Source organism: Bifidobacterium pseudolongum subsp. pseudolongum DSM 20099 (assembly GCF_000771225.1).
GTDB classification, from domain to species: Bacteria; Actinomycetota; Actinomycetes; order Actinomycetales; family Bifidobacteriaceae; genus Bifidobacterium; species Bifidobacterium pseudolongum.
In genome coordinates this window covers 62454-88311 of sequence record NZ_JDTZ01000008.1, presented here as the reverse complement: position 1 = coordinate 88311, position 25858 = coordinate 62454, and the positions used below count along the sequence as shown (strand labels likewise).

The 25858-nt window shown below is 65.8% G+C and carries 14 protein-coding genes; 7 read left to right on the top strand and 7 right to left on the bottom strand.

What is annotated here, in order from left to right:
* The first annotated feature begins 116 nt into the window (after nt 1–116).
* Both OU02_RS06390 and OU02_RS06385 read left to right on the top strand, forming a co-directional pair.
* Nucleotides 117–389 (top strand): ACT domain-containing protein, encoded by a 273-nt coding sequence (locus tag OU02_RS06390; protein WP_022858672.1) that lies wholly within the window; start codon nt 117–119, stop codon nt 387–389.
* A 26-nt stretch (nt 390–415) separates the two neighbouring features.
* Nucleotides 416–1780: a PFL family protein gene (locus tag OU02_RS06385; RefSeq protein ID WP_033489432.1), complete on the top strand. Its 1365-nt coding sequence runs from the start codon at nt 416–418 to the stop codon at nt 1778–1780.
* A gap of 77 nt (nt 1781–1857) precedes the next feature.
* On the opposite strand, the gene OU02_RS06380 is transcribed toward OU02_RS06385, so the two are convergent.
* Nucleotides 1858–2457: a tRNA (cytidine(34)-2'-O)-methyltransferase gene (locus OU02_RS06380; RefSeq protein WP_101398975.1), complete on the bottom strand. Its 600-nt coding sequence runs from the start codon at nt 2455–2457 to the stop codon at nt 1858–1860.
* Between the two features lie 121 nt (nt 2458–2578).
* Here OU02_RS06380 and OU02_RS06375 point away from each other — a divergent pair, with 121 nt between their 5' ends.
* From OU02_RS06375 to OU02_RS06355, 5 genes are all read left to right on the top strand, one after another.
* Nucleotides 2579–3517: an HhH-GPD family protein gene (locus OU02_RS06375; RefSeq protein WP_080745826.1), complete on the top strand. Its 939-nt coding sequence runs from the start codon at nt 2579–2581 to the stop codon at nt 3515–3517.
* Between the two features lie 43 nt (nt 3518–3560).
* Complete coding sequence (locus tag OU02_RS06370; protein WP_051918403.1) at nt 3561–4214, top strand: hypothetical protein; 654 nt, start codon at nt 3561–3563, stop codon at nt 4212–4214.
* Between the two features lie 207 nt (nt 4215–4421).
* Nucleotides 4422–7982: a DNA-directed RNA polymerase subunit beta gene (gene rpoB / locus OU02_RS06365; protein ID WP_033489431.1), complete on the top strand. Its 3561-nt coding sequence runs from the start codon at nt 4422–4424 to the stop codon at nt 7980–7982.
* A gap of 51 nt (nt 7983–8033) precedes the next feature.
* Entirely contained in the window at nt 8034–12065 is a 4032-nt protein-coding gene (locus OU02_RS06360; protein ID WP_033489430.1) for a DNA-directed RNA polymerase subunit beta', read from the top strand.
* Between the two features lie 115 nt (nt 12066–12180).
* Nucleotides 12181–12765 (top strand): FHA domain-containing protein, encoded by a 585-nt coding sequence (locus OU02_RS06355; protein ID WP_033489429.1) that lies wholly within the window; start codon nt 12181–12183, stop codon nt 12763–12765.
* An 85-nt stretch (nt 12766–12850) separates the two neighbouring features.
* Here OU02_RS06355 and OU02_RS06350 read toward each other — a convergent pair whose 3' ends face one another.
* From OU02_RS06350 to OU02_RS06320, 6 genes are all read right to left on the bottom strand, one after another.
* Complete coding sequence (locus OU02_RS06350; protein WP_033489428.1) at nt 12851–13510, bottom strand: variant leucine-rich repeat-containing protein; 660 nt, start codon at nt 13508–13510, stop codon at nt 12851–12853.
* A 70-nt stretch (nt 13511–13580) separates the two neighbouring features.
* Nucleotides 13581–14729, bottom strand: coding sequence for a PP2C family protein-serine/threonine phosphatase (locus OU02_RS08375; protein ID WP_051918402.1), 1149 nt, complete (start codon nt 14727–14729; stop codon nt 13581–13583).
* A 34-nt stretch (nt 14730–14763) separates the two neighbouring features.
* Nucleotides 14764–17289, bottom strand: a complete 2526-nt coding sequence (locus OU02_RS06335; protein WP_238552197.1) for a transglutaminase TgpA family protein — start codon at nt 17287–17289, stop codon at nt 14764–14766.
* A complete protein-coding gene (locus tag OU02_RS06330; protein ID WP_033489427.1) occupies nt 17286–18512 on the bottom strand; it encodes a DUF58 domain-containing protein in 1227 nt (408 codons plus the stop codon). The genes OU02_RS06335 and OU02_RS06330 overlap by 4 nt, the downstream gene beginning before the upstream one ends.
* Nucleotides 18513–18560: 48 nt before the next feature.
* A complete protein-coding gene (locus tag OU02_RS06325; RefSeq protein ID WP_033489426.1) occupies nt 18561–19823 on the bottom strand; it encodes an AAA family ATPase in 1263 nt (420 codons plus the stop codon).
* Between the two features lie 31 nt (nt 19824–19854).
* Nucleotides 19855–25842 carry an Ig-like domain-containing protein gene (locus tag OU02_RS06320; protein ID WP_051918401.1) on the bottom strand — a complete coding sequence of 1996 codons (5988 nt, stop codon included), beginning with the start codon at nt 25840–25842 and terminating at the stop codon, nt 19855–19857.
* Nucleotides 25843–25858 lie beyond the last annotated feature (16 nt).

Here is a 25858-nt window from a genome sequence, read left to right as displayed (position 1 = left end):
CCGTGCGCACGGCGCCCGCCGGCGCGTTGCGTTCTGACATGCGGGAAAAGCGCGTGGTTGGCGCAAGCGTTCCCTATACTGGGGCATTGCCGTATAGTTTGCGACCAGGGAGTTCCATGAACAAGGCAATCATCACCGTCGTCGGCCAAGACACCGTCGGCATCATCGCGCGCGTATGTACGTACCTTTCCGAGCACCACACGAACGTGCTCGACATCTCACAGACGATCATCGACGGGTTCTTCAACATGATGATGATCGTCGATTATTCGGACGCGGACGTGGCGTTCGAGACGATTGTGGAAGACCTCGAGGCGCTCGGTGAGGACATCGGCGTGCGCATCCGCTGCCAGCGCGAGGAGATCTTCACCAAGATGCACCGCGTCTGAACGCACGGGAACGGAAGGGAAGAACCATGCTGAATATCATGGAAGTCCATGAGACGAACCAGATGATTGAGCAGGAGAAGCTCGACGTGCGCACCATCACGATGGGCATCAACCTCATGGATTGCGCGCGTGCCGACGTGGACGAGACCTGCGAGGCGATCTATGCGAAGATCACGCATTACGCCAAGGACCTCGTGTCCACCGGCGAATCGATTGAACGCGACTTCGGCATCCCGATCGTCAACAAGCGCATCACCGTCACGCCGATCGCGCTCGTGGGCGCGAGCTGCTGCAAAACAAGCGGCGACTTCGTCAAGATCGCGCACGCGCTCGACCGCGCCGCGAAGACCGTGGGCGTCGACCTGATCGGCGGCTATTCCGCGCTCGTCTCGAAGTCGATGACCCCGGCCGAAGAGCTCCTCATCCGGTCGCTGCCGGCCGCGCTGAGCGAGACCGACATCGTCTGCTCGTCGGTCAACGTCGGATCGACGAAAACCGGCATCGACATGAACGCCGTCGAGATGCTCGGCCACATCATCAAGGAGATCGCCGAAGCGACCGCCGACATTGATTCGTACGGCTGCGTCAAATTCGTGGCGTTCTGCAACGCGCCCGACGACAACCCGTTCATGGCGGGCGGCTTCCACGGCGTGACCGAAGGCGATGCGGTCATCAACGTGGGAGTCTCCGGCCCGGGTGTGGTCTCCCGTGCGCTCGATGCCGCGGAAGGCAAGGACTTCGAGTTCCTGTGCGAAACGATCAAGCGCACCGCGTTCAAGATCACGCGCGTCGGCCAGCTCGTGGCCCAAGAGGCGTCGAAGCGCCTCGGCCTGCCCTTCGGCATCATCGACCTCTCGCTCGCGCCCACCCCGGCCGTCGGCGATTCGGTCGGCGAAGTGCTCGAGAAAATGGGGCTGGCGCAGGTGGGTGGCCCCGGCACCACGGCTGCGCTCGCGATGCTCAACGACCAGGTGAAGAAGGGCGGCATCATGGCGTCGTCGTACGTCGGTGGCCTGTCCGGCGCGTTCATCCCGGTCTCGGAAGACAAGAACATGATCGACGCCGCACAATCCGGCTGCCTGACGATCGAGAAGCTTGAGGCCATGACGTGCGTGTGCTCGGTGGGCCTCGACATGATCGCGATCCCCGGTGACACGCCTGCCTCGACGATCTCGGGCATCATCGCCGACGAATCGGCGATCGGCATGGTCAACCAGAAGACGACGGCCGTGCGCATCATCCCGGTCGTGGGCAAGACCGTGGGCCAGATGGCCAATTTCGGCGGCCTCATGGGCTATGCGCCGATCATGCCGGTCAACACGGCGAGCTGCGAGGCCTTCGTGACCCGCGGCGGCCGCATTCCGGCGCCGATTCATAGTTTTAAGAATTGAGCAACACCCCACAATCGCGATTGGGCGCACATCAACCGGTTGATGTGCGCCCAATCGCGATTGTGGGGTAGGTGTGGTTATTGACCTCCCTTAAACCCCAATTGCCGCCATGCCTCGTAGATCGCGATCGACGCGCAGTTCGTCAGGTTGAGGCTGCGCAGGCTCGGGCGCATCGGCAGGCGCACCTGTTCGGCCACATGCGGGCCGAACATGATGTCGGTCGGGTCGGGGATGTTGCCCGGTTCGGGCCCGAACAGCAGGATGTCGGTCGGCTTGTACTCGACGTCCGTGTACAGCTTGGTCGCATGAGCCGTGAACGCGATGATGCGCGACTCGGGCATCGACTCGACGAGGTTGTCGAAATCCGGGTGCAGCACCACATGCGCCATGTCGTGGTAGTCCAGCCCGGCGCGGCGCAGCTTGGTGTCGCGCAGGTTGAACCCCAGAGGCTCCACAAGGTGCAGGATCGTGCCGGTCACCGCGCACAGGCGGATCGCCGACCCGGTGTTGCCGGGGATGCGCGGCGAGTAATAGCACAGGTGCGGGGTCGTCGTCTCCATCGTGGCCGCGGCCTCGGGCGAGAGCATCGCGTCGACGACCGAGATCGGGTTGCCGTGCGCGTCGGTCACCAGTTCGTCGGGGCCGTAATTCGACTTGCGGTAGCCGTATTCGAACATCTTCTCCACGCGCGCCTCGGGCGCGGTATTGTCTGCATTCGTCACGCGGTCCACGATATTGCGCTCAAGCGACAGCGCGGCCTTGTGCACGGGCGGTGCGCCCCGCTAGAATAGCGGTTTTATGACAACACAGACCCGTTCCACACTCGACGAGGCGTTCGTGCGCGAACTCGCCCGCGCCGGCGTGCGCGCGCCGCTGTTCGCCTGGTGGGACGAGCACGCGCGCGCCCTGCCATGGCGCAACGGCCAGACGACGCCGTGGGGCGTGCTCGTGTGCGAGGTGATGAGCCAGCAGACGCAGATGAGCCGCGTGGTGCCGTATTGGCAGGCGTGGATGAGCCAATGGCCCACCGCGCGCGCCCTGGCCGGCGCGCCGAAGGCCGACGTGATCCAGGCGTGGGGGCGTCTCGGCTATCCGCGGCGCGCACTGCGGCTGCAGGAATGCGCGCGCGTGGTGACCGAGGAATACGGCGGCGAGCTGCCGCGTGCATACAGCGAATTGATGGCGTTGCCGGGCGTGGGCGATTACACGGCGAGCGCCGTGATGAGCTTCGCGTACGGCGAGCGCATCGCCGTCGTCGACACGAACATCCGCCGTGTGCTGAGCCGCGTGTTTTTGGGCGAGGAGTCGCTTGGCGGCTCGGCGTCGCCGCTCGAGCGCGCGCTCGCCGATTGCGTGCTGCCGGCGGCGGCGCGCGATGCGACGACGTGGAACCAGGCGGTCATGGAGCTGGGGGCGCTTGTCTGCACGGCGAAGCAGCCGCAGTGCGAGGTGTGCCCGGTGCGCGCGCAATGCCGTTTTTTCGCGGCCGGCCTGCCGAATCTGGGGCAGCGGCGCACGCGCCCACGCCAGCGGTTCGCCGGCACGGACCGGCAGGTGCGCGGGCGCGTGCTGCACGCGCTGCGCGAACTGGAGCCCGAGGCGGGTGGCGTGCTCGTGTATGAGCGCGTGGCGGAGCTGTGGCCGGACCGCGCGCAGCTCGACCGGTGCATCGCCTCGCTCGACGAGGACGGGTTGATCGAGATCCTGCCGGGACACGCGCTGCGGCTGCCGCAATAGCGGCGGCGTGAACATGGCGGGCGCCCCCGGTAGACTGGTGCGCATGCCCAGCCAATCCTCCCCGAGCGCAGCCAAGTCGCGCAAACGCCGCCTGTCGAAACGGCAGCGGCAGATGTACCGCCGCAGGCGCATCGCCGTGCTTGTGGGGCTTGTGGTGTTCCTCGCGTTGGGCGCGTTCTGTGTGTACAGCCTGGTGCGCGGCGCCTCGCTTGTGCCGGCATGGGTGGGCGCGGGTGAGCGCATGGCGGTCACGCGCGCCACGGAGCCGCCGGCGCCGGTGCACAAAAGCAAGGTGCGCGTGTGTTCGGCGAACGACATCGAACTGGCGCTCGACCCGGCTTCGACGTCGGTGCCTGTCGGCGGTTCGCTGGAGTTCACGGCGCGCATCACGTATACAGGCAACGACCCGGCCGGCTGCTATGTGGACGGCGCGGACGACGGGCGCGTGCTGCAGATCAGTTCGGGGAGCGACGTGGTGTGGCGTTCGGACGCGTGCGAGGCGGCATACCGTCCGCTGTTGATGATGCAGGGCGTGGACGACGAGCAGAAGATGACGTGGAACACCGTGCGTTCCGGCGCCGAATGCGTGGCCGAAGGGGACCTGCCGCATGTGGACCGCGGCACGTACGTGGCGCAGCTTGTACTCAAGGACGACCCGAAGGTGATGAGCAAGCCGGTCACCATAACCGTCGAATAAGCTCGAACATGTGATATTCCTCACATTTTGGAATGTGGGGTATGCGTCAATCGTTGGAAATGATAGTATTGTGTTTCCGTGTGTAAGTATGTCATATAGCGGGCATGCTGCCAAAGACGAAGCGCCCGCGAATCGGCATATGGTGGCCGCCGCGGCGCTTTCCCGGTTGAACAAGCAAGACAACTAGCAGCGATTAAGGAACGTCCATTGTCTGAGACTACGACGAACACCACTTCCATCATCGCGCGCGCCGACCAGCGGGACATCGACCTGCACAAGGCTTCGGATCGCGTGAACTTCGGCTCCATCGCCGAACCCATCAAGGTGCCATACCTGCTTGGCGTGCAGACCGACAGCTTTGACTGGCTCATCGGCAACGAGCGCTGGCAGCAGCGCGTGGCCGAGGACGAGGCGGCCGGCACCAACACCGTGCCGCACATCTCCGGCCTCGACGAGGTCTTCCAGGAGATCTCGCCGATCGAGAACTTCGCTCAGACCATGAGCCTGACCTTCTCCGACCCGTACTTCGAGGAACCGCGCCACACGGTGCAGGAGTGCAAGGAGAAGGACTACACCTATTCCGCCCCGCTCTACGTGAACGCCGAATTCGAGAACGGCGAGACTGGCGAGATCAAGTCGCAGACCGTGTTCATGGGCGACTTCCCGCTGCAGACGCCGCACGGCACGTTCATCATCGGCGGCACCGAGCGCGTCATCGTCTCGCAGCTCGTGCGCTCCCCGGGTGTGTACTTCGACCGCCAGCCGGACCGCACGTCCGACAAGGAGGTCTTCGGTGCGAAGATCATCCCGAGCCGTGGCGCATGGCTCGAGTTCGAGATCGACAAGCGTGACTTCCTGGGCGTGCGTGTGGACCGCAAGCGCAAGCAGTCGGCCATCGTGTTCCTCATGGCGATCGGCATGACCCGCAGCGAGATCCGCAAGTCCTTCGAAGGCTACCCGCTTGTGCTCGACGCGCTCGAGAACGAGAAGATCGACACGCAGGAAGAGGCCCTCGTGGACCTCTACCGCAAGATCCGCCCGGCCGACGCCGCCACCCCGGAAGCCGGCAAGAACCTGCTCGACTCCTTCTACTTCAACACCAAGCGCTACGATCTGGCCCGTGTCGGCCGCTACAAGATCAACCGCAAGCTCGGTCTGGAGATGGACTACAACGACCGCAGCCTGAGCCGCGAAGACATCATCGCCACGATCAAGTACCTCGTCTCGCTGCACGCGGGCGCGGCCACGTTCCCGGGCAAGCGCGACGGTGAAGACGTCGAGCTGCGCGTGGACGTGGACGACATCGACCACTTCGGCAACCGCCGCATCCGCCAGGTGGGCGAGCTGATCCAGAACCAGCTGCGCACCGGCCTGAGCCGCATGGAGCGCGTGGTGCGCGAACGCATGACGACGCAGGACGCCGAGGCGATCACGCCGCAGTCGCTGATCAACATCCGTCCGGTCAACGCGACGATCAAGGAGTTCTTCGGCACTTCGCAGCTCTCGCAGTTCATGGACCAGAACAACCCGCTCGCGGGCGTGACGAACAAGCGCCGTCTGTCTGCGCTGGGCCCCGGCGGCCTGTCGCGCGACCGCGCGTCGATGGAAGTGCGCGACGTGCACCCCTCGCACTTCGGACGCATGTGCCCGATCGAATCCCCTGAAGGCCCGAACATCGGCCTGATCGGCTCGCTCGCCACCTTCGGCCGCATCAACCCCTTCGGCTTCATCGAGACGCCGTACCGCAAGGTCGTCAACGGCCATGTGACCGACGAGGTCGTGTACATGACCGCAGACCGCGAGGTCGAGCACGTGATCGCCCAGGCCAACCAGAAGCTCGACGAGAACGGCAACTTCGTGGAGAAGGAAGCGCTTGTGCGTGACGCCGCCGGCGAGGCGGAGGACGTGCCGGTCGAGATGGTCGACTTCATGGACGTCTCCCCGCGCCAGATGGTCTCCGTCGGCGCCTCGCTCATCCCGTTCCTCGAGCACGACGAGGGCCACCGAGCGCTGATGGGCACCAACATGCAGCGCCAGGCCGTGCCGCTCATCAAGTCGGAGCGCCCGCTCGTGGGCACCGGTGCCGAATGGAGCGCCGCGGTGGACTCCGGCGACGTGATCCTGGCCGAAAAGCCCGGCGTCGTCACCTACGTCTCCGCCGACATCATCCGCGTGATGAACGACGACGGCACGACGAGCTCCTACAAGCTCGCGAAGTTCCAGCGTTCGAACCAGACGACGTGCTACAACCAGGTGCCGCTCATCCACGACGGCGAACGCGTGGAGGAGGGCACGGTGCTCGCCGACGGCCCGGCCACCGAAAAGGGTGAGATGGCCCTCGGCAAGAACCTGCTCGTCGCGTTCATGCCGTGGAACGGCTACAACTACGAAGACGCCGTGATCATCTCGCAGCGCCTCGTGCAGGACGACACGCTTTCGTCGATCCACATCGAGGAATACGAGATCGACGCCCGCGAGACGAAGCTGGGCGCCGAAGAGATCACGCGCGACCTGCCGAACGTGGGCGAGGACGCGGTGGCGAACCTCGATGAGCGCGGCATCATCCGCATCGGCGCCGAAGTCGAAGCCGGCGACATCCTCGTGGGCAAGGTCACGCCGAAGGGCGAGACCGAGCTGACGCCGGAAGAGCGCCTGCTGCGCGCGATCTTCGGCGAGAAGAGCCGCGAAGTGCGCGACACCTCGCTGCGCGTGCCGCACGGCGAGACCGGCACCGTGATCTCCGTCAAGGAGATCACGCGTGAAGACGCCGAAGAGGACGGCGACGAGCTACCCAACGGCGTGAACCAGGTGATCCGCGTCTACATCGCCCAGCACCGCAAGATCACGCAAGGTGACAAGCTCTCGGGCCGCCACGGCAACAAGGGCGTCATCTCGCGCATCCTGCCGGAAGAGGACATGCCGTTCCTCGCGGACGGCACGCCGGTCGACATCATGCTCAACCCGTTGGGCGTGCCGTCGCGAATGAACCTGGGCCAGGTGCTCGAACTGCACCTCGGCTGGGTGGCGCACTCCGGCTGGGACATCTCGCTCGACCCCGACCTCGAGGCCGAATGGAAGCAGTATGTGCCGAAGGGCGCCGAAAAGGGCGAGCCGGGCACGCCGGTGGCCACCCCGGTGTTCGACGGTGTGCGCCAGGAGACCCTCAAGGGCCTGCTGTCCACGACGCTCACGGACCGCGACGGCAACAAGCTCGTTGGCGACAACGGCAAGGCGACGCTGTTCGACGGCCGCACCGGCGAACCGTTCCCGAAGCCGATCTCGGTGGGCTACATGTACATGCTCAAGCTGCACCACCTCGTCGACGACAAGATCCACGCGCGTTCCACCGGCCCGTACTCGATGATCACGCAGCAGCCGCTGGGCGGCAAGGCCCAGTTCGGCGGCCAGCGCTTCGGCGAGATGGAGGTGTGGGCGCTCGAGGCCTACGGCGCCGCCTACACGCTGCACGAGATGATGACGACCAAGTCCGACGACGTGGACGGCCGCGTGCGCGTCTACGGCGCGATCGTGAAGGGCGACAACCTGCCTCCGGCGGGCATCCCCGAGTCCTTCAAGGTGATGCTCAAGGAACTGCAGTCCCTCTCGCTCAATGTCGAGGTGCTCAACGCCGAAGGCGTGGCGATCGACATGAAGGCAGAGGACGACGATCCGGTCTCCTCCTCCAATGACCTGGGCTTCAACATCGGCGCCCGCCCGGACGCCGTCGCAAAGGCCGACCAAGTCGTTGATGAACCTGAATACAAGTGATTCACACGTCATTCAAGAGAACACAAGAACCTACACAGACAGGAACAGTAAGTGCTGGACGTCAACGCATTTGACAAACTGAAAATCGGTCTGGCTACCGCCGACGATATTCGCGGATGGAGCTACGGCGAGGTCAAGAAGCCGGAGACCATCAACTACCGCACCCTCAAGCCGGAGAAGGACGGTCTGTTCGGTGAGCAGATCTTCGGGCCGACCCGCGATTGGGAGTGCGCGTGCGGCAAGTACAAGCGCGTGCGCTTCAAGGGCATCGTGTGCGAACGCTGCGGTGTGGAGGTCACCCGCAGCCGTGTGCGCCGTGAGCGCATGGGCCACATCGAGCTCGCCGCCCCGGTGACCCACATCTGGTTCTTCAAGGGTGTGCCGAGCCGCCTCGGCTACCTGCTCGGCATTGCGCCGAAGGAACTCGAGAAGGTCATCTACTTCGCGTCGTACATGGTCACGAAGGTCGACGATGAGGCCCGTCACCAGGACCTGCCGGACCTGCAGGACGAGTTCGACACCGAGGTGAAGAACCTCGAGCGCCGCCGCGACAACGAGATCGAGGAGCGCGCCAAGAAGGTGGAGGCCGACCTGGCCGAACTCGAAGCCGAAGGCGAGGTCAAGCAGAGCGCGAAGACCAAGCTGCGCAACGGCGCCGAGCGCGATATGGCGGCGATCCGCCAGCGCTACGACGACCAGATCGCGCGCCTGGGCGCCGTCTTCAGCAAGTTCAAGGACCTCAAGCCCGGCGACATGGAAAACGACGTGGACCTGTGGCGCGAGATGGAGGACCGCTACGGCGACTACTTCGAAGGCAGCATGGGCGCCGAGGCGATCAAGAAGCGCCTGCAGGACTTCGACCTCGAAGCCGCGGCCAAGGAGCTGCGCGAGGAGATCGAAACCGGCACGGGCCAGCGCAAGGCCCGCGCGCTCAAGCGCCTCAAGGTCGTGAACGCGTTCCTGACCACCGACAACAAGCCGGAGGCCATGGTGCTCGACGTGATCCCGGTCATCCCGCCGGACCTGCGCCCGATGGTGCAGCTCGACGGCGGCCGTTTCGCCACGTCCGACCTCAACGACCTGTACCGCCGCGTGATCAACCGCAACAACCGCCTCAAGCGCCTCATCGAGCTTGGCGCGCCCGAGATCATGCTCAACAACGAAAAGCGCATGCTGCAGGAGGCCGTCGACTCGCTGTTCGACAACGGCCGCCGCGGCCGCCCGGTGACCGGCGCCTCGAACCGCCCGCTCAAGTCGCTTTCCGACATGCTCAAGGGCAAGCAGGGCCGTTTCCGCCAGAACCTGCTCGGCAAGCGTGTGGACTACTCGGGCCGTTCCGTGATCGTCGTCGGCCCGTCGTTGCGCATGCACCAGTGCGGTCTGCCGAAGCCGATGGCGCTCGAGCTGTTCAAGCCCTTCGTGATCAAGCGTCTCGTGGACCTCAACTACGCGCAGAACATGAAGAGCGCCAAGCGTCTCGTGGACCGCGGTGACGCCGAGGTCTGGGGCGTGCTCGAAGAGGTCATCTCGGAGCACCCGGTGCTGCTCAACCGTGCGCCTACGCTGCACCGTCTGGGCATCCAGGCCTTCGAGCCGATCCTCGTGGAAGGCAAGGCGATCCACCTGCCGCCGCTCGCGTGCGCCGCGTTCAACGCGGACTTCGACGGCGACCAGATGGCCGTGCACCTGCCGCTGAGCGCCGAGGCGCAGGCGGAGGCGCGTTCGCTCATGATGGCGTCCGACAATATCCTCAAGCCGGCCGACGGCCACACCGTGACGATGCCTTCGCAGGACATGATCCTGGGCCTGTACTACCTGAGCACCGTCGTGGACGGCGCCAAGGGCCAGGGCCGCGTGTTCTCATCGCTCGACGAAGCGCAGATGGCGCTCGACAAGCACGAGATCGACATGCAGGCCAAGGTGCTCATCCGCCTGCCCGGGGACTTCGTGCTGCCCAAGGATTGGGAACCGGGCGAGCTCACGGTCGTCGACCCCGAGCCGGGTAGCCCGGACGTGGTCAAGGAGGAGCGCTTCGCCGACGGTTCGGTGCTGTTCGCCACCTCGATGGGCCGCATCCTGTTCAACGAGACGCTGCCGGTGGACTACCCGTTCATCAACGAGCAGGCGCCGAAGGGCAAGCTCTCCAAGATCGTCGACGACATCGCGACCCGCTACTCGACGCAGCAGGTGGCCGCGACGCTCGACGCCCTCAAGGACCTGGGCTTCACCCGCGCGCCGTGGTCCGGCGTGACGATGGCGTTCTCCGACATCGTCGCCCCACCGGAGCGCACCGAGATCATCAAGGGCTACGAGGACGAGGCCGCCAAGGTCAACAGCCAGTACGACCTTGGCCTGCTCACGGAAGAGGAACGCCGTCAGGAACTGATCAACCTGTGGACCGAGTGCACCGACAAGGTGGCCGAGGCCATGCGTGAGAACTTCCACGACGACAACAACGTGAACATCATGGTGCAGTCGGGTGCGCGAGGCAACTGGATGCAGATCCGCCAGATTGCGGGTATGCGAGGCCTCGTGGCGAACCCGAAGGGCGAGATCATCCCCCGACCGGTCAAGTCGAACTACCGCGAAGGCCTGTCCGTGCTCGAGTACTTCATCTCGCAGCACGGCGCGCGCAAGGGTCTGGCCGATACGGCACTGCGTACGGCGGAATCGGGCTACCTGACCCGCCGTCTCGTGGACGTCTCGCAGGAAGTCATCGTGCGCGAAGAGGACTGCGGCACGAAGCGCGGCCTGACGATGAAGGTGGCCGAGCGTGATGACGCCGGCAACCTCGTGCTCGTCAAGGCGGCCGACGGCGGCCCGTACTCGCGTCTGCTCGCGGCCGACGTGATCGACCCCGCCGACGGCGAGACCGTGCTCTACCACGCGGGTGACGCGCTGTCGATGGACGTGCTCAACGACCTCGTGGCGCATGGCGTCGAAGAGGTCAAGGGCCGCTCCGTGCTCACATGCGAATCGAAGCGCGGCGTGTGCGCGAAGTGCTACGGCTGGTCGCTCGCCACGAACAAGCTCGTGGACGTCGGCGAGGCCGTCGGCATTGTCGCGGCGCAGTCGATCGGCGAACCCGGCACGCAGCTGACGCTCCGTTCGTTCCACTCCGGCGGCGTCGCTTCGGCGTCCGATATCACGCAGGGTCTGCCGCGTGTCACCGAGCTTTTCGAGGCGCGTACGCCGAAGGGCGAGGCGCCGATCGCCGAGTTCGCCGGCACGATCAAGGTCGAGGACACCGAGCGCGGCCGCCAGGTGGTCCTGACGCCGGACGACGGTGCGGAGGAACCGATCACGTACGGCGTGACGCGCCGTGCGCCGATGCTCGTGAAGGACGGCGAGCATGTGGAGGCCGGCACGCAGCTCATCGAGGGTTCCGTGGACCCGAAGAAGATCCTGCGCATCCTCGGCCCGAACGCCGCCCAGCAGAACATCGTCGAAGAGGTGCACAACGTGTACCGCTCGCAGGGTGTGGATATCCACGACAAGCACATCGAGGTCATCGTGCACCAGATGCTGCGCCGCATCACCGTGATCGACTCCGGCGACACGAGCCTGCTGCCGGGCGAGCTCGTGGACCGCAGCCGCTTCCTTGAGGCGAACCGCGCGGCGGTGGCGGAAGGCGGCCGTCCGGCTGCCGGCCGTCCGGAGCTCATGGGCATCACCAAGGCTTCGCTCGCCACGGATTCGTGGCTGTCCGCGGCCTCGTTCCAGGAGACGACGCGCGTGCTCACCGAAGCCGCCCTGAGCGAGAAGGAAGACGACCTCAAGGGCCTCAAGGAGAACGTCATCATCGGCAAGCTCATCCCGGCGGGCACCGGTCTGGCACGCTACCGCAACGCGGTCGTGGAGCCCGACAAGGCGATCCGCGAGACGATCTACCCGAACTTCGGCCTCGGCGACGACGCGCTCGGCGGCGACTTCTCCGACTCCGACCTGAGCGACGTGGACTTCTCGAACATCGATTTCGGCGACCTGAAGCTCGGTGACGACTTCAACCCGGACGACTTCCTGAACGACGACGGTGGCCAGGCCGACCTCGGCCCGGACTTCGGTGACGACCTCGACGTCTGATCCGACACCGGCATGAACGGCCCCTTCCCGCATGCGGGAAGGGGCCATTTGCATCGCCGTCCGCGCAGTTGCGCGCACGCGTGGATTTCCGGGATGGTGTGATAAGACTGGACGTATGCAGAAACTACCGTATCCTCCGGCTCCGGAAATGGGGTGGTACGCCGACGACGCAGTCGAAACGGGCATGCTCGTCCCCGAACACCCCGACATGGCGACGTCCGAACATCCCACGGCCATACCGGATGACTCCTTCAACGCGCATCTCGGTGACGACCTCGAATACACCGCTGAAGAGGGCGCGGAAGGCGGCAGCGAATGGGACGGCACCGTGTTGTCGACGGCGTTCATGAAGAAGGAGCCGCGCAAAAGCTACCGTCTTGTCAATGAGATCACCGGGCAGAACATCCTCGTCGACATGGGTGTGCTCATGGGGCGCAAACCGTCGCAGGACATTCCCCAAGGCGCGAAGTCGGTGCGGCTCGTCGACCCGACACGCACCGTCTCCCGCAACCATGCGGCGATCAGCTTCGACCAGGACGGTTCGGTGTGGATCGAGGACTATGGTTCGCTCAATGGCACGTATGTCATCGGGGATGACGGCGAGCGCCAGGTCGTCAAAGGCACGCCGACGGTGCTCACGGCACCGTGCAAAGTGCGCATCGGCGACCAGATCTTCGATTTCGAGGCGACGGAGGCATAAAAACCGCGTCAACGGCACCTGCAGGCGACCATAATGGGGCGGGGCTGCGATGAACACCATCGCAACCCCGCCCCATCGTATTGGATCAGCGTTGCGGGCGTTGCGCGAGCGCCGCGTTCGTCGCCGGTTCCCCGAGCATGCCGAGCCATGTGAGCAGCTCCGGATACAGGTACGGATTGAGCGCGAGCGCCGGATGCAGTTCGGGCGCGTACTGCGCGATCTGCTGCATGACGCCGGTATCGGCCGTCGTCATCGCCGTTTCCGCCGTGAATCCGTACGGGTTCGTCGCCTGGATCTGCTGTTGCGGCGCGGCGTCCGCCGCTGGCGAATCCGTGGCCGGGGAGTCGGTGGCGGCGGTATGCGCTTCCATACCGATGTTGTCGAAGTGTTCGCTGAGCATATCGACGCCGGTGCGCGGGACTGAATCGAACGACACGGGTTGTGGCTGGGGTTCCGCGTAGTCGGACGCCGCGGGCGTGTGCTCGGCGGCTTCGGCGAGCGCCACGTCGTCGACCTGACGGTCCTCGATGGGGCCGAGTTGCGTCTCGTATCCGAGCTGCGCGGCGGTTTTGCGCGCGCGCTCGTCACCGAACTGCGCGATCCAGCGCAACAGCCCCGGGTACGCGCGTGGATGCGCGGCGACATTCGCGCCGAACTCCGGGTTCTCATATGCCACTTTCGCGAGCGTGACCGGATCCGCCTGCGGATCCTGGATGATCGCGACGGCGTCATCATAACTGACCATGGTTTCTCTCTTTCCCGTCACCAGTTGCTCGGCCATCGAATATGTGGGGTCCGGCCTGGTGACCATATGGTTATCGTATTGAATTGTGATGGTCGACGATGGTGTCACCTCGTGTTTCCACCGTGGCGTCGCCTATGTCTACGGGCTCCTCATCGTCTCCAAGCCTCCCATACGTCCATTCCTCCGCATGTGCGGCGTGCGCCGGCATGTCGACGACGATGACGGTGACGTTGTCGTCACCGCCGGCGTTGAGCGACGCGTCGATGAGCGCCCGGGCCGCGGCGTCGGCGGTATCGTGCCGTGCCGCAATGGTTGCCATCGTAGCATCGCCGATCTCGCTGTGGCACCCATCCGAGCATATGATGAACCGGCCGGAGGCGTCGGCCATGAAGATGTCCGGATCGATGCCCATCGGAGCGCCGACGCACTGCGTGATGACGTTGCGCGCGATCACGCGTTCCGCCTCCTCGGGGGTCATCTCCCCGGAATCGATCGCCTCTTGACGGCGGGAATGGTCCCGGGTGATCTGGGTGAGCGACGCGGCGTCCCAACGTCCGTCGGAGCCAGGAGACATATGGTAGGTGCGTGAATCACCGATGTTGACGACATAGCATTTGCGCGGCCCTGTGTCCGGAAGCAACTGCCGGATCGCGATCGACCATGCATCCGGCGCGATGTCCGCACGATGCTCGCCGAAGCGCGCGGCATCGGCGGCCTCCTTGGCATGGTCCGCTGCTTCGTTCGCGTTGTCCGCGCCCGGCTGCGTCGCGTCCCAGTCCTGCCCGAACGGGGGAAGAGGGCGCAGGTCTTCGATCGTGTCGAATGCGGCGGTCGCGTGGTATTGCGCGCTGTGCTGCGGATGGTGCGGCGCATGCGTCCGTTCGCCGCCGTGTGTTCCTGCGGAAGCGAACCACTGCGGCAACACGATGCCGGTGACCGTCGTCCCGGCGATGCCCCCGAGCGTCAGTCCGAGCGCGCGCGTACGCGACTGCGCGCGCTCGAGCGCATCGTCGATCGACAGGCGCGTACGGTGCGCGTCCTGTGCGAGATGCGCGAGCTCCTCGACGGCGATCGCACTGGCGCGTTCGCCGCCCGATTCGCCGCCCATGCCGTCGCAGACCATGTAGACGCCGCGCTCGGCGAGCCAACTGTCCTGGTTCGTGCGGCGCTTGCGACCGATGTCGGTGAGCGCGGCGACGCTGATGACCGCCTGTTGCATGCGCGTCCTTCCTTGTTGAGTTCGCACGCCACTGTCAGTGCCGTGCATGTGAGAACCGGCGTTTCGTATGCTGGTCGGGCGCCTGCGCGCTGCCGTCGCCCTGCCGGGGCTGTGCCTTGGCCTGCGCCTTATGGTATTTCGCCGTCACGTCAGCGGGCTTCATCCGCCGCAGGCCACGCAGTGAGAGCTTCGTCCGCCAACGTCGCATGCGGGGGAGGGCCGCGAGCATCGCCGCGCGCAGTTCGTCGATGCCCTCCCAGTATGACGCCGCCTGCGCATCGCTCATGCCCTGCCCGGAGAACGTGGCGTAATCCGCTTGACTGCACGCGGAGCGCAGCGCATCCGGATCAAGCTTGAGTTGTTCGGCGATCTGCTGCGACTGTTCGCGCCGCGTGCCATGCACGTCGACGCCGCTTTGGAGCGCGAGCACGGCGACCGACTGCCATCCCGAGGCCATGCGTGTCTGCGGGGTGCCGCGCTTGCGCAGCAATGCGAGCTGGACCGCCTTGCCGAGCAGGATCGCGCCACCCACGAGCAGCAGCGCCCACACGGGCGAGCCGTAGAGCGCGACTTGGCCGATGGCACGGCCCGCTTGCGCCCATTTCGATGGTGTGGGTGTTTCGGCGGCTTCGGTCCCGCCGAACGATGATTGGCTCGTCGTGTTCGTCTCGTCGCGCAATGGGTCGGTGAGGGGCAACGGGGGCTGCCTCACGAGGTTCTGCGGGTTCGGCGGGGTGAGGTTCTGGTCGTCGTCAGGTGTCTTCGTCTCCTTCGGCGTCGGGTAGAACGGCACCCAGCCGTAGCGGTCGAGGTTGATCTCGACCCATGCCGTCACGTCGTTGCCGGTGAAATCGATGACCGTGCCATCCCCATGAGTTTCCGTGCGCGCATTGGTGATGCTGCCGTCCTTGTCTTTCGGTAGGAAGCCGAGGACGACGCGGCTCGGCAGGCCGAGTTCGCGTGCCATCAGCGCCATCGCCGACGCGTACTGTTCGCTGTCGCCGACCATTTCGCCGCCGAGCAGCTGCGTGAGGCGGTGGTTGCCGTGGCCGGGGCTCGAGGCGTAGTCCGATCCGAGGCCATGCGAGAACCAGCCTTCCTCTTTGAGCATCGAGGCAAGCTGCTGGGCCGTCTCGCCGCCATGCGACCGACCGCCGGCCGTCGCCGACGCGAACTTGCCCACTTCGTTCGGCACATCCTCGGCCTTCGGTTGCTCGATACGCGCGGCTTCCGCCTCGGCGATCTGCTTGTCGTCCGGTTCGTCGGGGATGATGCCGGTTTCCGTGTACGTCAGCCCCTTGGCGACCCCGCCGCGCAACAGCCCGGAACGGGTGCCGGCGTTGTAGTAGAACGCCTCCGTGTGCTTCTTGTTGCTGAACCGCACCGATGTGGCCGCGCCGGCGAGCGGCAGCCAGTCATCGCCGAGGCCGTCGTGCACGGTGAATTCGGCGGTGAATGCCTTGCCTTTCGTGTGGTTGTCGATCGACGTGCCGACGCGCGTGTAGTTCGCCGAATCCCCCGATGACCGGGAATCGGAGAGGTTCCATACGTTGCCGTCGAAGCGGTCCATGACGGCGAGGCGCACCCCGGTGCCTTCGGGAAGGTTCCGTACGCTCAGCACCGTGGTGTCCCGGTACGACTTGATGTATGCGCGCATCGTGCTCAATGGGCTCGTGTAGTCGTTCGGGCTGAGCGGGGGCTCATAGTGGTCGCGCAGGATCGTGCGGTCGGCCGGCACGAGCAGGCAGCCGCCGAACGCGGTGGCGGCGGCGAGCACGACGATGACACCGGCGCTGATCCACCGTCCCGGCTCGAACATCCGCATCCTCCACGACAGCCAGACGATGAGGATGAGGGTGAACATGATGCCGCAGGGGATGCGCGCGACGCCCGTTGACGTGCCGAGCAGTGCGCAGGCGCACAACGCCGCGATTTCAAGCACGATCGACACGAACGACCACCGCGCGTCGGGCAGCAGCGCGAAGAATCCCGCGATCGCCGCGGTCCACAGGCACAGCGTCCACACGGCGAGCATCGCGCCCTGCGCATCGCCCACCGGCGGTTCGATCGCGATGAGGTATTTGAACGATCCGAAGGTCCCGGTCCAGCCAAGCCGCAAGGTCTCGAGCGACGGGACGACCCTGCCGACCGTCGTGGTGTTGAGGCATACGACGGGGCCGACGACCCACTGCGCGACGACGAGGAAGACCAACTGCCACCACAGGCGCAGGGCGGGGAAAACGCCGGCGAAGGCGATCGCGGCGCCGGCCGCGGCGGCCGGGACCGCGGCGGCGGCCCACAGCGCGAACGATCCATAGACATCGACGAGGTTCGCGGCGCACAGCAACGTGACGGTGGCGATGACCGCACACGAGACGAGCGCGGGGCGCACCGCCGTCTGTTCGCGGACGGCGCGGTGCGTGGGCCTGCCCGTGTTCGTCGACCAGATGGCAGAATGCGTCGTCATCGCCCACGAACCGGTTTCGGTCGAGGTGTGCGTGCCCGCCGAGGTCAACGACATGTCGGCGGTCATGGAAGGCGTGTGGGGTGTCGTGATCATCGCAACGCCCCCATGATCTGCGGAAGGTCGTCGAGCGTGCGGACGGTCGCCAGCGTGAAATCGGGGAACCGGCGCAGGGTGCGCGGCTCGTTCGGCGTCGTCTGCAGCACAAGGCACGTCGCGCTCGGCGGCAGCGCCATCATCATGCGGCGGATGTCGTCGAGGGGTTTCGCATGCCCCACCGTGAAGCAGAAGAACGACGCGTCCGGGGTCGTCGCGAGCGCGGCCTGCGCAAGGTTGCGGCTGTCATGGAAATCCGGCGTGATCGCGCTGCATGCGTCGAGCAGCTCCATCGGGTTGCGGGGGTTGAGGTTCGACTGCGACACGTGCGTGTAGAGTGGCCGGTCCTCGAGTAGCGCCTGGACGCCGATCGACGCATGCACGCTCACCGCGAGTTCGAACTCGTCCTTGCTCATGTAGTCGTCCGGATTGACGTCGAGCGTCACCGACGTGTCGGTGCGGCGCGTCGCCTCGTATTGGCGCAGCATGAGCGTGCGTGTACGCGCCGAGCTGAGCCAATGGACGTGCCGCACATCGTCGCCCAGCTCGTATTCGCGCAGGCCGTGGAAATCGAGGTCGTCGTCGACGATGTCGCCGCTCGGGTTGCCTTCGAGGTCGCGCGGGATGCCGGCATGCAGCGAACCGAGCATGACGATCTTCGGATGGATGTAGACGTTGAAATGGTCGGCGAGCCGGTGCTCATGGCGCATGAGACCGAACGGGTCGCCCTTGCGGATCGTGAGCGGGCCGACGGTAAGCACGGAACGCGACAGCGCAGTGAACGTGACCGTCGTCTGTTTCGACTGGCGTGGTGCGAGCATCGGTATGCCGAAGCGCTCGTGCTCGTCGCCGAGCGGCAGGTCGGCGCGTGCGCTCGCGGTCGGCGTCGTGCCCGGATTCGAGACGTCCACCTGCACCGAAACGACGTCGTTGACGTTGACGCGCCGGTCGGTGACGCTGATCGCCGCGTCGAACGACGTGTTGCCGATAGACAGCACGAGCGCGGCGAGCAGCATCGCGGTGAGCACGAGGCATATCGCGAGCGCCTCCGCGTAGCCGAGTGTGAGGAACAGCGCGAGTCCGGCAGCAGCGAGCGCGATCGCCGTCCATCCGAGGGGCGAGACGTAGGCGGTGACGGCATGCCGCACGCGGCGGATGCAGCGGTTCCAGCCGCGTATGAACGCGCGTCTGCGCTGCCTCGTACGGGCCGCGGAATCGGTCATGATCAAAACCTTCCGGTGAGCGGGGTGGACGGGGGATTGCCGGGCGGATCAGTTGGCGCCGAGCTGTGGGGCCGGGATCTCGCCGAGGAGGCGTTCGAGGACGGCTTCGGGCGTGCTCGAGGAGAACACGGCGTCCGAGGTGAGCATGATGCGGTGCGCGAGGACCGGTACGGCGAGCGCCTTGACATCGTCCGGGATGACGTATTCGCGTCCGTCGGCGGCGGCCCATACGCGCGCGCACCGCGTCAGCGCGAGCGCGCCGCGCATCGACGAGCCGACGGCGATGTTCTCGTCGTGCCGTGTGCTTTCGACGATGCGCATGATGTATTCGAGGATCGAGTCGTCGACCCTGACCTTGTTCGCGGTCGCGCGCATCGCGAGGATGTCGCCGCCGGAAGCGACGGCCGTGATCTCGCCCGCACGGTCGGTTATGTTGACCTGGCGCAGGATGTCGAGGCTGTGTTCGGTCGACGGGTAGCCGATCGTCGTTTTGATGAGGAAACGGTCCATCTGCGCTTCGGGCAGTTTGTAGGTGCCGAGTTGTTCGACCGGGTTCTGCGTCGCGATGACGATGAACGGCTGCGGCACGGGGTGCGTGTGGCCGTCGACCGTCACCTTCTGCTCCTCCATGACCTCGAGCATCGCGGACTGTGTTTTCGGCGATGCCCTGTTGATCTCGTCGGCGAGGACGATGGAGGCGAAAATCGGGCCTTCGCGGAAGCTGAATTCGCCGGTCTTCTGGTCGTAGAACGTGACGCCGACGACGTCCGACGGCAGCAGGTCGGGGGTGAACTGGATGCGTTTGAACGGGACGCTGATCGAGTTCGCGATCGCGCGCGCAAGCTGCGTCTTGCCTGTTCCCGGGTTGTCTTCGAGCAGTACGTGCCCGCCGGCGACGAGCGCGGTGACGCATTGGCGGATGGGCGCCTCCTTGCCGACGACGACCTGCGAGACATTGCCGACGATCGCCGCGAAACGACTGTTGAACGCCGTGATCTCATCGTTGTTCGCCTGGCCTGCGCCGCTCGGCGGCATGGCGCCGCCATGGCGCACGGGGGTTGGGGTCTCTGCCGGCGTCGCGGCGACGGGAGGCGTGACGTTTGGCATGGGCGTGTGTGCGGACACGTCGCGCGGCGGCAGGTCCGGCATGGCGACATGCGGCACTGAAGGCGTCGTCGCCATGCCGCCTGCGAGCACCGTCTCATCCGCTGTCGTGGTGGCTGTCTTCTCGACCGTTGAGGCATGCGGCTGCGCGAGCACCGTCTCCGCGGCGATGTCCTGCTGGTTCGGGTCGTCGGCGTGTTCCGTCATCGGTTGACTCCTTGATTGGTAGGTATGGGGATTAGTGGGTATGGGCGATTGGTTGGCTTGGGTGGGGCCATGCGCCGAACACCGGATGCGGCAGGCCGCCTCGTGTGAGGAACCCGCTCGACTGCACCTGGCTGCTGGGCGAAGGCGAGGGGGTCGGCGTCGGTTGGCTCGGCGATGGCGTGGGTGCGGGCTCCGGCTTGCGGTTCGGTATCAGGCTGATGTGGCCGCTGACCGTGCCTTTCAGGTCCGTGCCTTCGATCGTCGCCGTCAACGTCCAGCGCGCGTGGTCGCCCGTGGACTCGTTCACCTTGATTTCGGCAGGGAACGCTGCACGGAAGGTCTGCATTTCGTTGCCGTCCACCGTGAGCTCGTAGATCAGGGTGTTGTCGTACCCGTTCGCGATGCCCCTGTTGTCGATCAGGAGCGTGTTGCGGTCGCTCTGGCTCCATGTGAGCAAGAGGTGGTCGGGCGGCCTCATCTCCGGTGCGGTCTTGTGGACGTAGTTGTTCTCCTTGCTGACGGGCGCGCCTTGCTGGCCTTTGAATTGCGGGGTCACCGTGATCGTCGGGCACCGCTCCCACGGTCTGATGTTCACCATGGCGGAACCGGTGGCGCTCCTGACACCGGATTGCGTGCCGAACGAGATAAGCACGTCATCGACTTTGCCGCTGTGCGACCAAGACGCCGTGCAGGTGTCGCCGCCGTCGTTTCCCACCTCGGTGATTGTGACGGCGCCGGTGTCCGCCGTGATCCTGACCGTGTTCGACGACGCCCTCGCTTCGGCCGCACCGCGCTTCGCGGGCTTGAGCACCGCTTCGACACTGAAGTCGTTGAAGTACATGTCATGCGTGATTGGGATCTTCATGGATGCGCCGCATCCGACCGGGCCATGGCCCACGATGTCGATCGACGAGCATCCGGCGCCACGCAGATCGCCCGTTTTCGTCGAGACGAGGACAGTGTCGCCATCCTGCCTGACCGTGACGGCCGGGGCGTCCGGGTCCCCATAGACGCCCGATGTCGTGGCGGCCGCGCTCGGCTTGCCGGTGCCGACCTTGTTCGTCGCGCTCACCGTGGCCGAGAACTTGCCGTCGCCGATCTGCCCGTCACCCAGATCGAGGTCCATGCTCGTGCGCGTGCCCTCCGAGGGGTGCTGCACGCCGTTGATGGTGACTGTGTACCCGGTCGGTGCGCTCGCCGTGGATTTCGGGGCGCTCCAGGACACGTGCACTTTCTTGTAGCCGCCCGTCACCTGGACGTTCTCCGGGGCGTCGGGCACTTTGTCGGGCGTGGCGCTGACGGGTTTCGACGAATCGGACCAGCCGACGTCGTTCTTCGCGCGCACCGTGAACGTGTACGCGGTGCCGTTCCTGAGCCCGGTGATCTGGCATGTGGTCGCGGCGCCGCACGACTGCTTGCCGTCCTTCCACGCGACCTCGTAGTCGGTGATCGGGCTGCCGTTCGCATTGCCCGGCGTCCAGGACAGCGCGACGGCGCTGTCCTGCGCCGCGCCTGCGACGGGAGACAGGATGGGCGCGTCCGGCTTGTCGACGACCGAGAACGTGTAGGTCGCCGTCACCTGGCGGTCCGCGCTGCCTGTCGCATCTCCGACGGTCACGGTGACGCGCGTCGAGGACGCGCCGATGCCTTGCGCGGCCTTCACCGAGATCCTCGATCCTTCGACGGACACGGCGAGCTTGCCGCCGTCGTTGGCAGCGGTGGACATGATCTTGAGCGGCGTGTCAGGGAAGGGGTTATAGGCGTCCGCGAGCACGTCGACGGTTTTCGTTTCGCCGGCCTTGATCTGCATCGTCGTGCCGTTGACGCGTGCGAGCGGCCGTGTCGACGCCGTCACACGCGCGGTCACGCCCGCCTGCACGACCCCGCCGTTGTCGCCGTACGCGATCGAGATCGGGATCGACGCTGTCGCCCCGGGCCTGGCCGTCTTCTCGGCGCTCACGGCGAGCTTGCCGTCGGCCGTCACGTTCGCCGTGATGCCTCCGCTCGACGCCCCGCCTGAATACCTGAACTTCGCGTCCTCATCGGATTCCGTCGTGTGGGTGAGCGCGCGCAGGTCGATCGTCGTCGCGTTTTCGCCCGCCACGACGTCGATCGTCGTCGACGAGAACGTCGGCGCCGGCACGTCATGCCCGATGATGGTTATCGGCAGCGTGATGACCGATGAATTGACGATCCTGACGTTGCCCGCGCCTTCGCGTTTGCCATCGGTCGCCGTGAAGGTGATCGACGCGGGGCCGCCGTAGTCCTTCGCCGCAGTGAATTTGAGCGTGTGGTCGTTGACGAAGAGGTCGTTGTCCGCGGCCTTCGTCGCGCTCACCGAATCCTTCTCGACGACGGCCGTCTTGCCGACGCCGACGCGCACATAGTCCGCGATGTTGATCGTGATCGACGATCCGGCGTTGACGCTCAGCGCGGGCGCCTTCGGGCGCAACTGCGGGGGGAACACGCCGTACGCCGGCACCATGATGAACGCCGTCGACGTGATGGTGTGCTCCGTGTTCGTGACGGTGTAGGGCACCGCGCGCGCCATGTCGGTCAGTTCGATCGAGATCGTCGTCTTCTTGCCGGGCACCATATGGGCGTGGTCGCGCGCCGATTCATCGACGCCGACCTCGAGCACGTCGCTCGTGCCGGAGGGGTTCGCGATGAATCCCGAGACATCGACATCGACCGACCGCTTGTCGATCGTCGCGATCGCGGGAACATGGTAGTCGTAGGCGGTCGGCGGTTCGATCGGCGCTTTCGGATCGACGTTGACCGTGAGCGTCGCACGGTCGGTCAGGCCGGCCTTGTTGCTGATTGTGTAGATGATGTAGGCGGTGCCGGCCGTGTCCGGGGTCGTGAACGCCACCATGTCGTTCGTCACGGTCGCGTTCTCGATGCCCTGCGCCTCGAGGTCCTTCGAGACGGTGACCTTGCTGTCGTCGCTCGAGACGTCGTTGAGCAGCACCGGTACCGTCGCCGCCGTGTTCGGGCGGAGCGTGACCGTGTCGTCGCGCGCGTAGACATTCGATTGCGTGCCGCTTTGAAAGATGCCGACGCGCACGGTCGCCTGCGAGCGCCGCCCGGTCCAGTCCTCGACCGCGTAGCTGAATTCGTCGGTTCCCGAGGAATCCTCGTACGCTTCGTAGACGAGGTAGTCGGCGCCGACCTCGCTGATGCGGCCGAGTTTGGGCACCGTGTTGCCGAGTCCGAGCAGCAGCACGTCGTCGCCGTCGTTGTCGATGCCGCGCAGTGTGACCGGGATGCGGATCTTCTGCCCCGCGGCCACCTGCGCCTCCACGTCCTTCGGGCTGGCGGCGGCCTTCGTCTCGGCGTCGGCGCGGTGCACGTTGAAGGTGATTGTCGCGGACGCGCTGTTGCCGAGCGTGTCGGTCACCGTGTAGGTCACCGGGTACGAACCGGCTTCGTCGGGCGCCTGGTAGCGCACGACGTCGGATGCGACGAACACGAGCCCCTTGAATGTGCTCGTATCGTACTGCAGCTTGTTGCTCAACGTGATCGTCGTGCCGTCCGCATAGCTCACGTGGTCGGGCACATCGACCGAAACGATGCCGCCCGTGCGTACGGAGACGTCGACGTTGCTCGCTTTCGGCGTGCTGCTTGCGCCGGAAAGCGCCGGCGGCTGGAGCACGATCGTGCCGGTCGACGCCCCGGCCGCGTTCGCGACCGTGTATTCGACCTGGACGGGGGCGTTCGGCACCTGCATGGCCGTCAGGTAGATGCGTTTGTTCGCGACGATGCCTGTTTTGATGCCTGAGTCGGCGGGCGCTTTGACCGCGGTGACGGACATGACGCCGCCAAGCGGATCCACATCGTTCGTGAGCGGTTCGACGATCGCCGTGTTGTCGGCGCTCAGCAATGCCACGTCGTTCGCCGCAACGGGCTTTGCCTCGTCCTTGGTGAGCACCTCGACCTCGACGCGCGCGAGGCCCGTCGCCGGGACCGTGCCCTGCGTCGCCGTGTAGGGCACGTAGTAGGTGCCCGTCTGCTGCGCCGTGAATGTGAATCCCAGGTCCGACGGGTGCGGCGACGCCGTCGTCTTGTCCGGCGCGTCGACGTCGGTTATCTTGACCGGATCGGTCGAGGTGCCGTGCACATACGGTTTGAGGTCGATCTGTATCGGCGTGTTCGGTGTCGTCTTCCGGACGACCGGGTCGATGCTCGCCGGCAGTGTGTGCGCGGGGCGCACCGCGAAATACATCGTGCCCGTGCACGTCTGTGTGCCGTCCGAGACGGTGAGCCGCACGGTGGCGCGCCCTGAGCCCATCGATCCGGCGTTGAACGTGATCTGCCCGTCCGCGCGCGTCGTTACGGTCGCCTCTTCGGTGTTCTCGACGCTTGCGCCGACGAGGGTGAGCGGGTCGCCGTCCTCGTCGACGAAGCCGCCGAGCGCGTTGCCGGTGTAGCTCGCGCCCTGTTCAACGTCGATCTGCTCGGGTGTCTCGTGCTGTTTCGGCGCATGGTTGCCGGAGGAATTGAACTTGAGTGTGACCGTCGCCGAACTCGTCTGGTCACGCCCGTCGCTGATCTCGTAGCTGAACGTCTCCGTGCCGCTCGGCGCATCGGTCGCGTTGAGCTGCAGATAGCGCCCGTCGTAGATCGGCGAGACGCTTATCGTCCCGTTCTTCGGTGCGCTCACCGAGGTGATGCGCAGCACCGAGCAGTCGGTCTGCTCGTCGTTGCGCAGCACGTCGAGGATCTGGTGCGAGCCGACGCGCGCACCGAACTCGTCGCCTTCGGCCTTGATCTGCCCGGATTGCGTCGAGCACTGTTTTTCGAAATTGCGCTTGCTGTTCGTCGATTTGTCGTTGCTTTGCTCGCGGTTCTCCTGTTTTGTCTCGATCTTTTTCCATTGGATCTTGATGACGTCCGTGTTGACGTCCGGGTTCCACAGGTTGCCGTTGAGCACGTCGTTGAGCACGACGAACCGGTGGTTGACGCGGAACACGAGCTGTGATGTGCCCGTGACGTCTTCGAGCGTCTTGAAATGTTCGCCGGACGATGCCGAACATGTCTTGATCATGTTGTTCGACTGCTGCGACCATGCGCCGTAGACGCAGCCGTCGAGCGACACCGGCTGGGCCGCTTCGCCCTTGCCCCCCGATGCGAGCAGCCGCGGCGAGCCGCCGTTCGCGGTGAGGTCGACGACCGCCAGTCCGCTTTGCGCGCCCGCGGCGACCCAGTCACGCTGCCCGCCGTCGGCGCTTGGCGCCTGCAGTGTGAGCGGACCGGCGTCCTTGAAAACGGCGCTGCCCTTGTCCCAGATGATGCGGTCGCCGTCGGAGATGACCGGACGGTCGCCGACCACTGTGAACGAATCGGCATGCTGCCCGCCGTCGGCGAGCGATGCGACCTCGCGCGGCTGCGGGGATTGCTCGATGTCGACGGCGAGGACTTTCGCGTCGCGCGGCCGGTAGCCGTAGACGGTACCGTCGTGCGTGACGGCGACCTTGCCGCCCACCCCGAGTTCCATCGTGGGATCGCTGTCGACGGGGCTGATCGATTTGACATCGTTTGCAGTGCCGACCCATACGCTGCCGCGCCGTGCGTCGAACATCGCGACGGCGTTGCCGCCCACATAGCTGCGCATGCCGTTCTTCGTCGGCGTCGTGTCCGCCATCGAGATCGTCGCCTGGTCGATCGCCGAGGCCGAGGCATCCTCGTCGAGCAATGCCACGCCGTCCGTCTGCGCGACGTCGAATTGCGCGCCCGAGGCGATGACCGCCACATCCGGTTCCTGGAGCCTCACGTTGAAACGCGCGGCCTTGCCGTCGTTGCGCGACGTCACCCACACGGTGCCGTCGTCGAGCTTGACGTGCCGTTCGGTGACGGAACTGACGATGAACGCGCCGATGATGACGGCGGTCACGGCGAGCAGGCAGAGGACGGGTGTGAGCCATGGCCGCCCATCCGCCTTGAGCATCGACCGCAGCCGCATGCCGCGGTCATAGCCGCCATGCGCGGCGGTCGGGGGAGTGTTGCGCTTGTTGGTCATCCATCCTCCTTCTCGC

Excerpts from the sequence above, each read along its gene's own strand:
- OU02_RS06390 (WP_022858672.1), top strand. The coding sequence starts at position 117 with ATGAACAAGGCAATCATCACCGTCGTCGGCCAAGACACCGTCGGCATC.
- OU02_RS06385 (WP_033489432.1), top strand. The coding sequence starts at position 416 with ATGCTGAATATCATGGAAGTCCATGAGACGAACCAGATGATTGAGCAG.
- OU02_RS06380 (WP_101398975.1), bottom strand. The coding sequence starts at position 2,457 with ATGTTCGAATACGGCTACCGCAAGTCGAATTACGGCCCCGACGAACTG.
- OU02_RS06375 (WP_080745826.1), top strand. The coding sequence starts at position 2,579 with ATGACAACACAGACCCGTTCCACACTCGACGAGGCGTTCGTGCGCGAA.
- OU02_RS06370 (WP_051918403.1), top strand. The coding sequence starts at position 3,561 with ATGCCCAGCCAATCCTCCCCGAGCGCAGCCAAGTCGCGCAAACGCCGC.
- OU02_RS06355 (WP_033489429.1), top strand. The coding sequence starts at position 12,181 with ATGCAGAAACTACCGTATCCTCCGGCTCCGGAAATGGGGTGGTACGCC.
- OU02_RS06350 (WP_033489428.1), bottom strand. The coding sequence starts at position 13,510 with ATGGTCAGTTATGATGACGCCGTCGCGATCATCCAGGATCCGCAGGCG.
- OU02_RS08375 (WP_051918402.1), bottom strand. The coding sequence starts at position 14,729 with ATGCAACAGGCGGTCATCAGCGTCGCCGCGCTCACCGACATCGGTCGC.
- OU02_RS06335 (WP_238552197.1), bottom strand. The coding sequence starts at position 17,289 with ATGATCACGACACCCCACACGCCTTCCATGACCGCCGACATGTCGTTG.
- OU02_RS06330 (WP_033489427.1), bottom strand. The coding sequence starts at position 18,512 with ATGACCGATTCCGCGGCCCGTACGAGGCAGCGCAGACGCGCGTTCATA.
- OU02_RS06325 (WP_033489426.1), bottom strand. The coding sequence starts at position 19,823 with ATGACGGAACACGCCGACGACCCGAACCAGCAGGACATCGCCGCGGAG.
- OU02_RS06320 (WP_051918401.1), bottom strand. The coding sequence starts at position 25,842 with ATGACCAACAAGCGCAACACTCCCCCGACCGCCGCGCATGGCGGCTAT.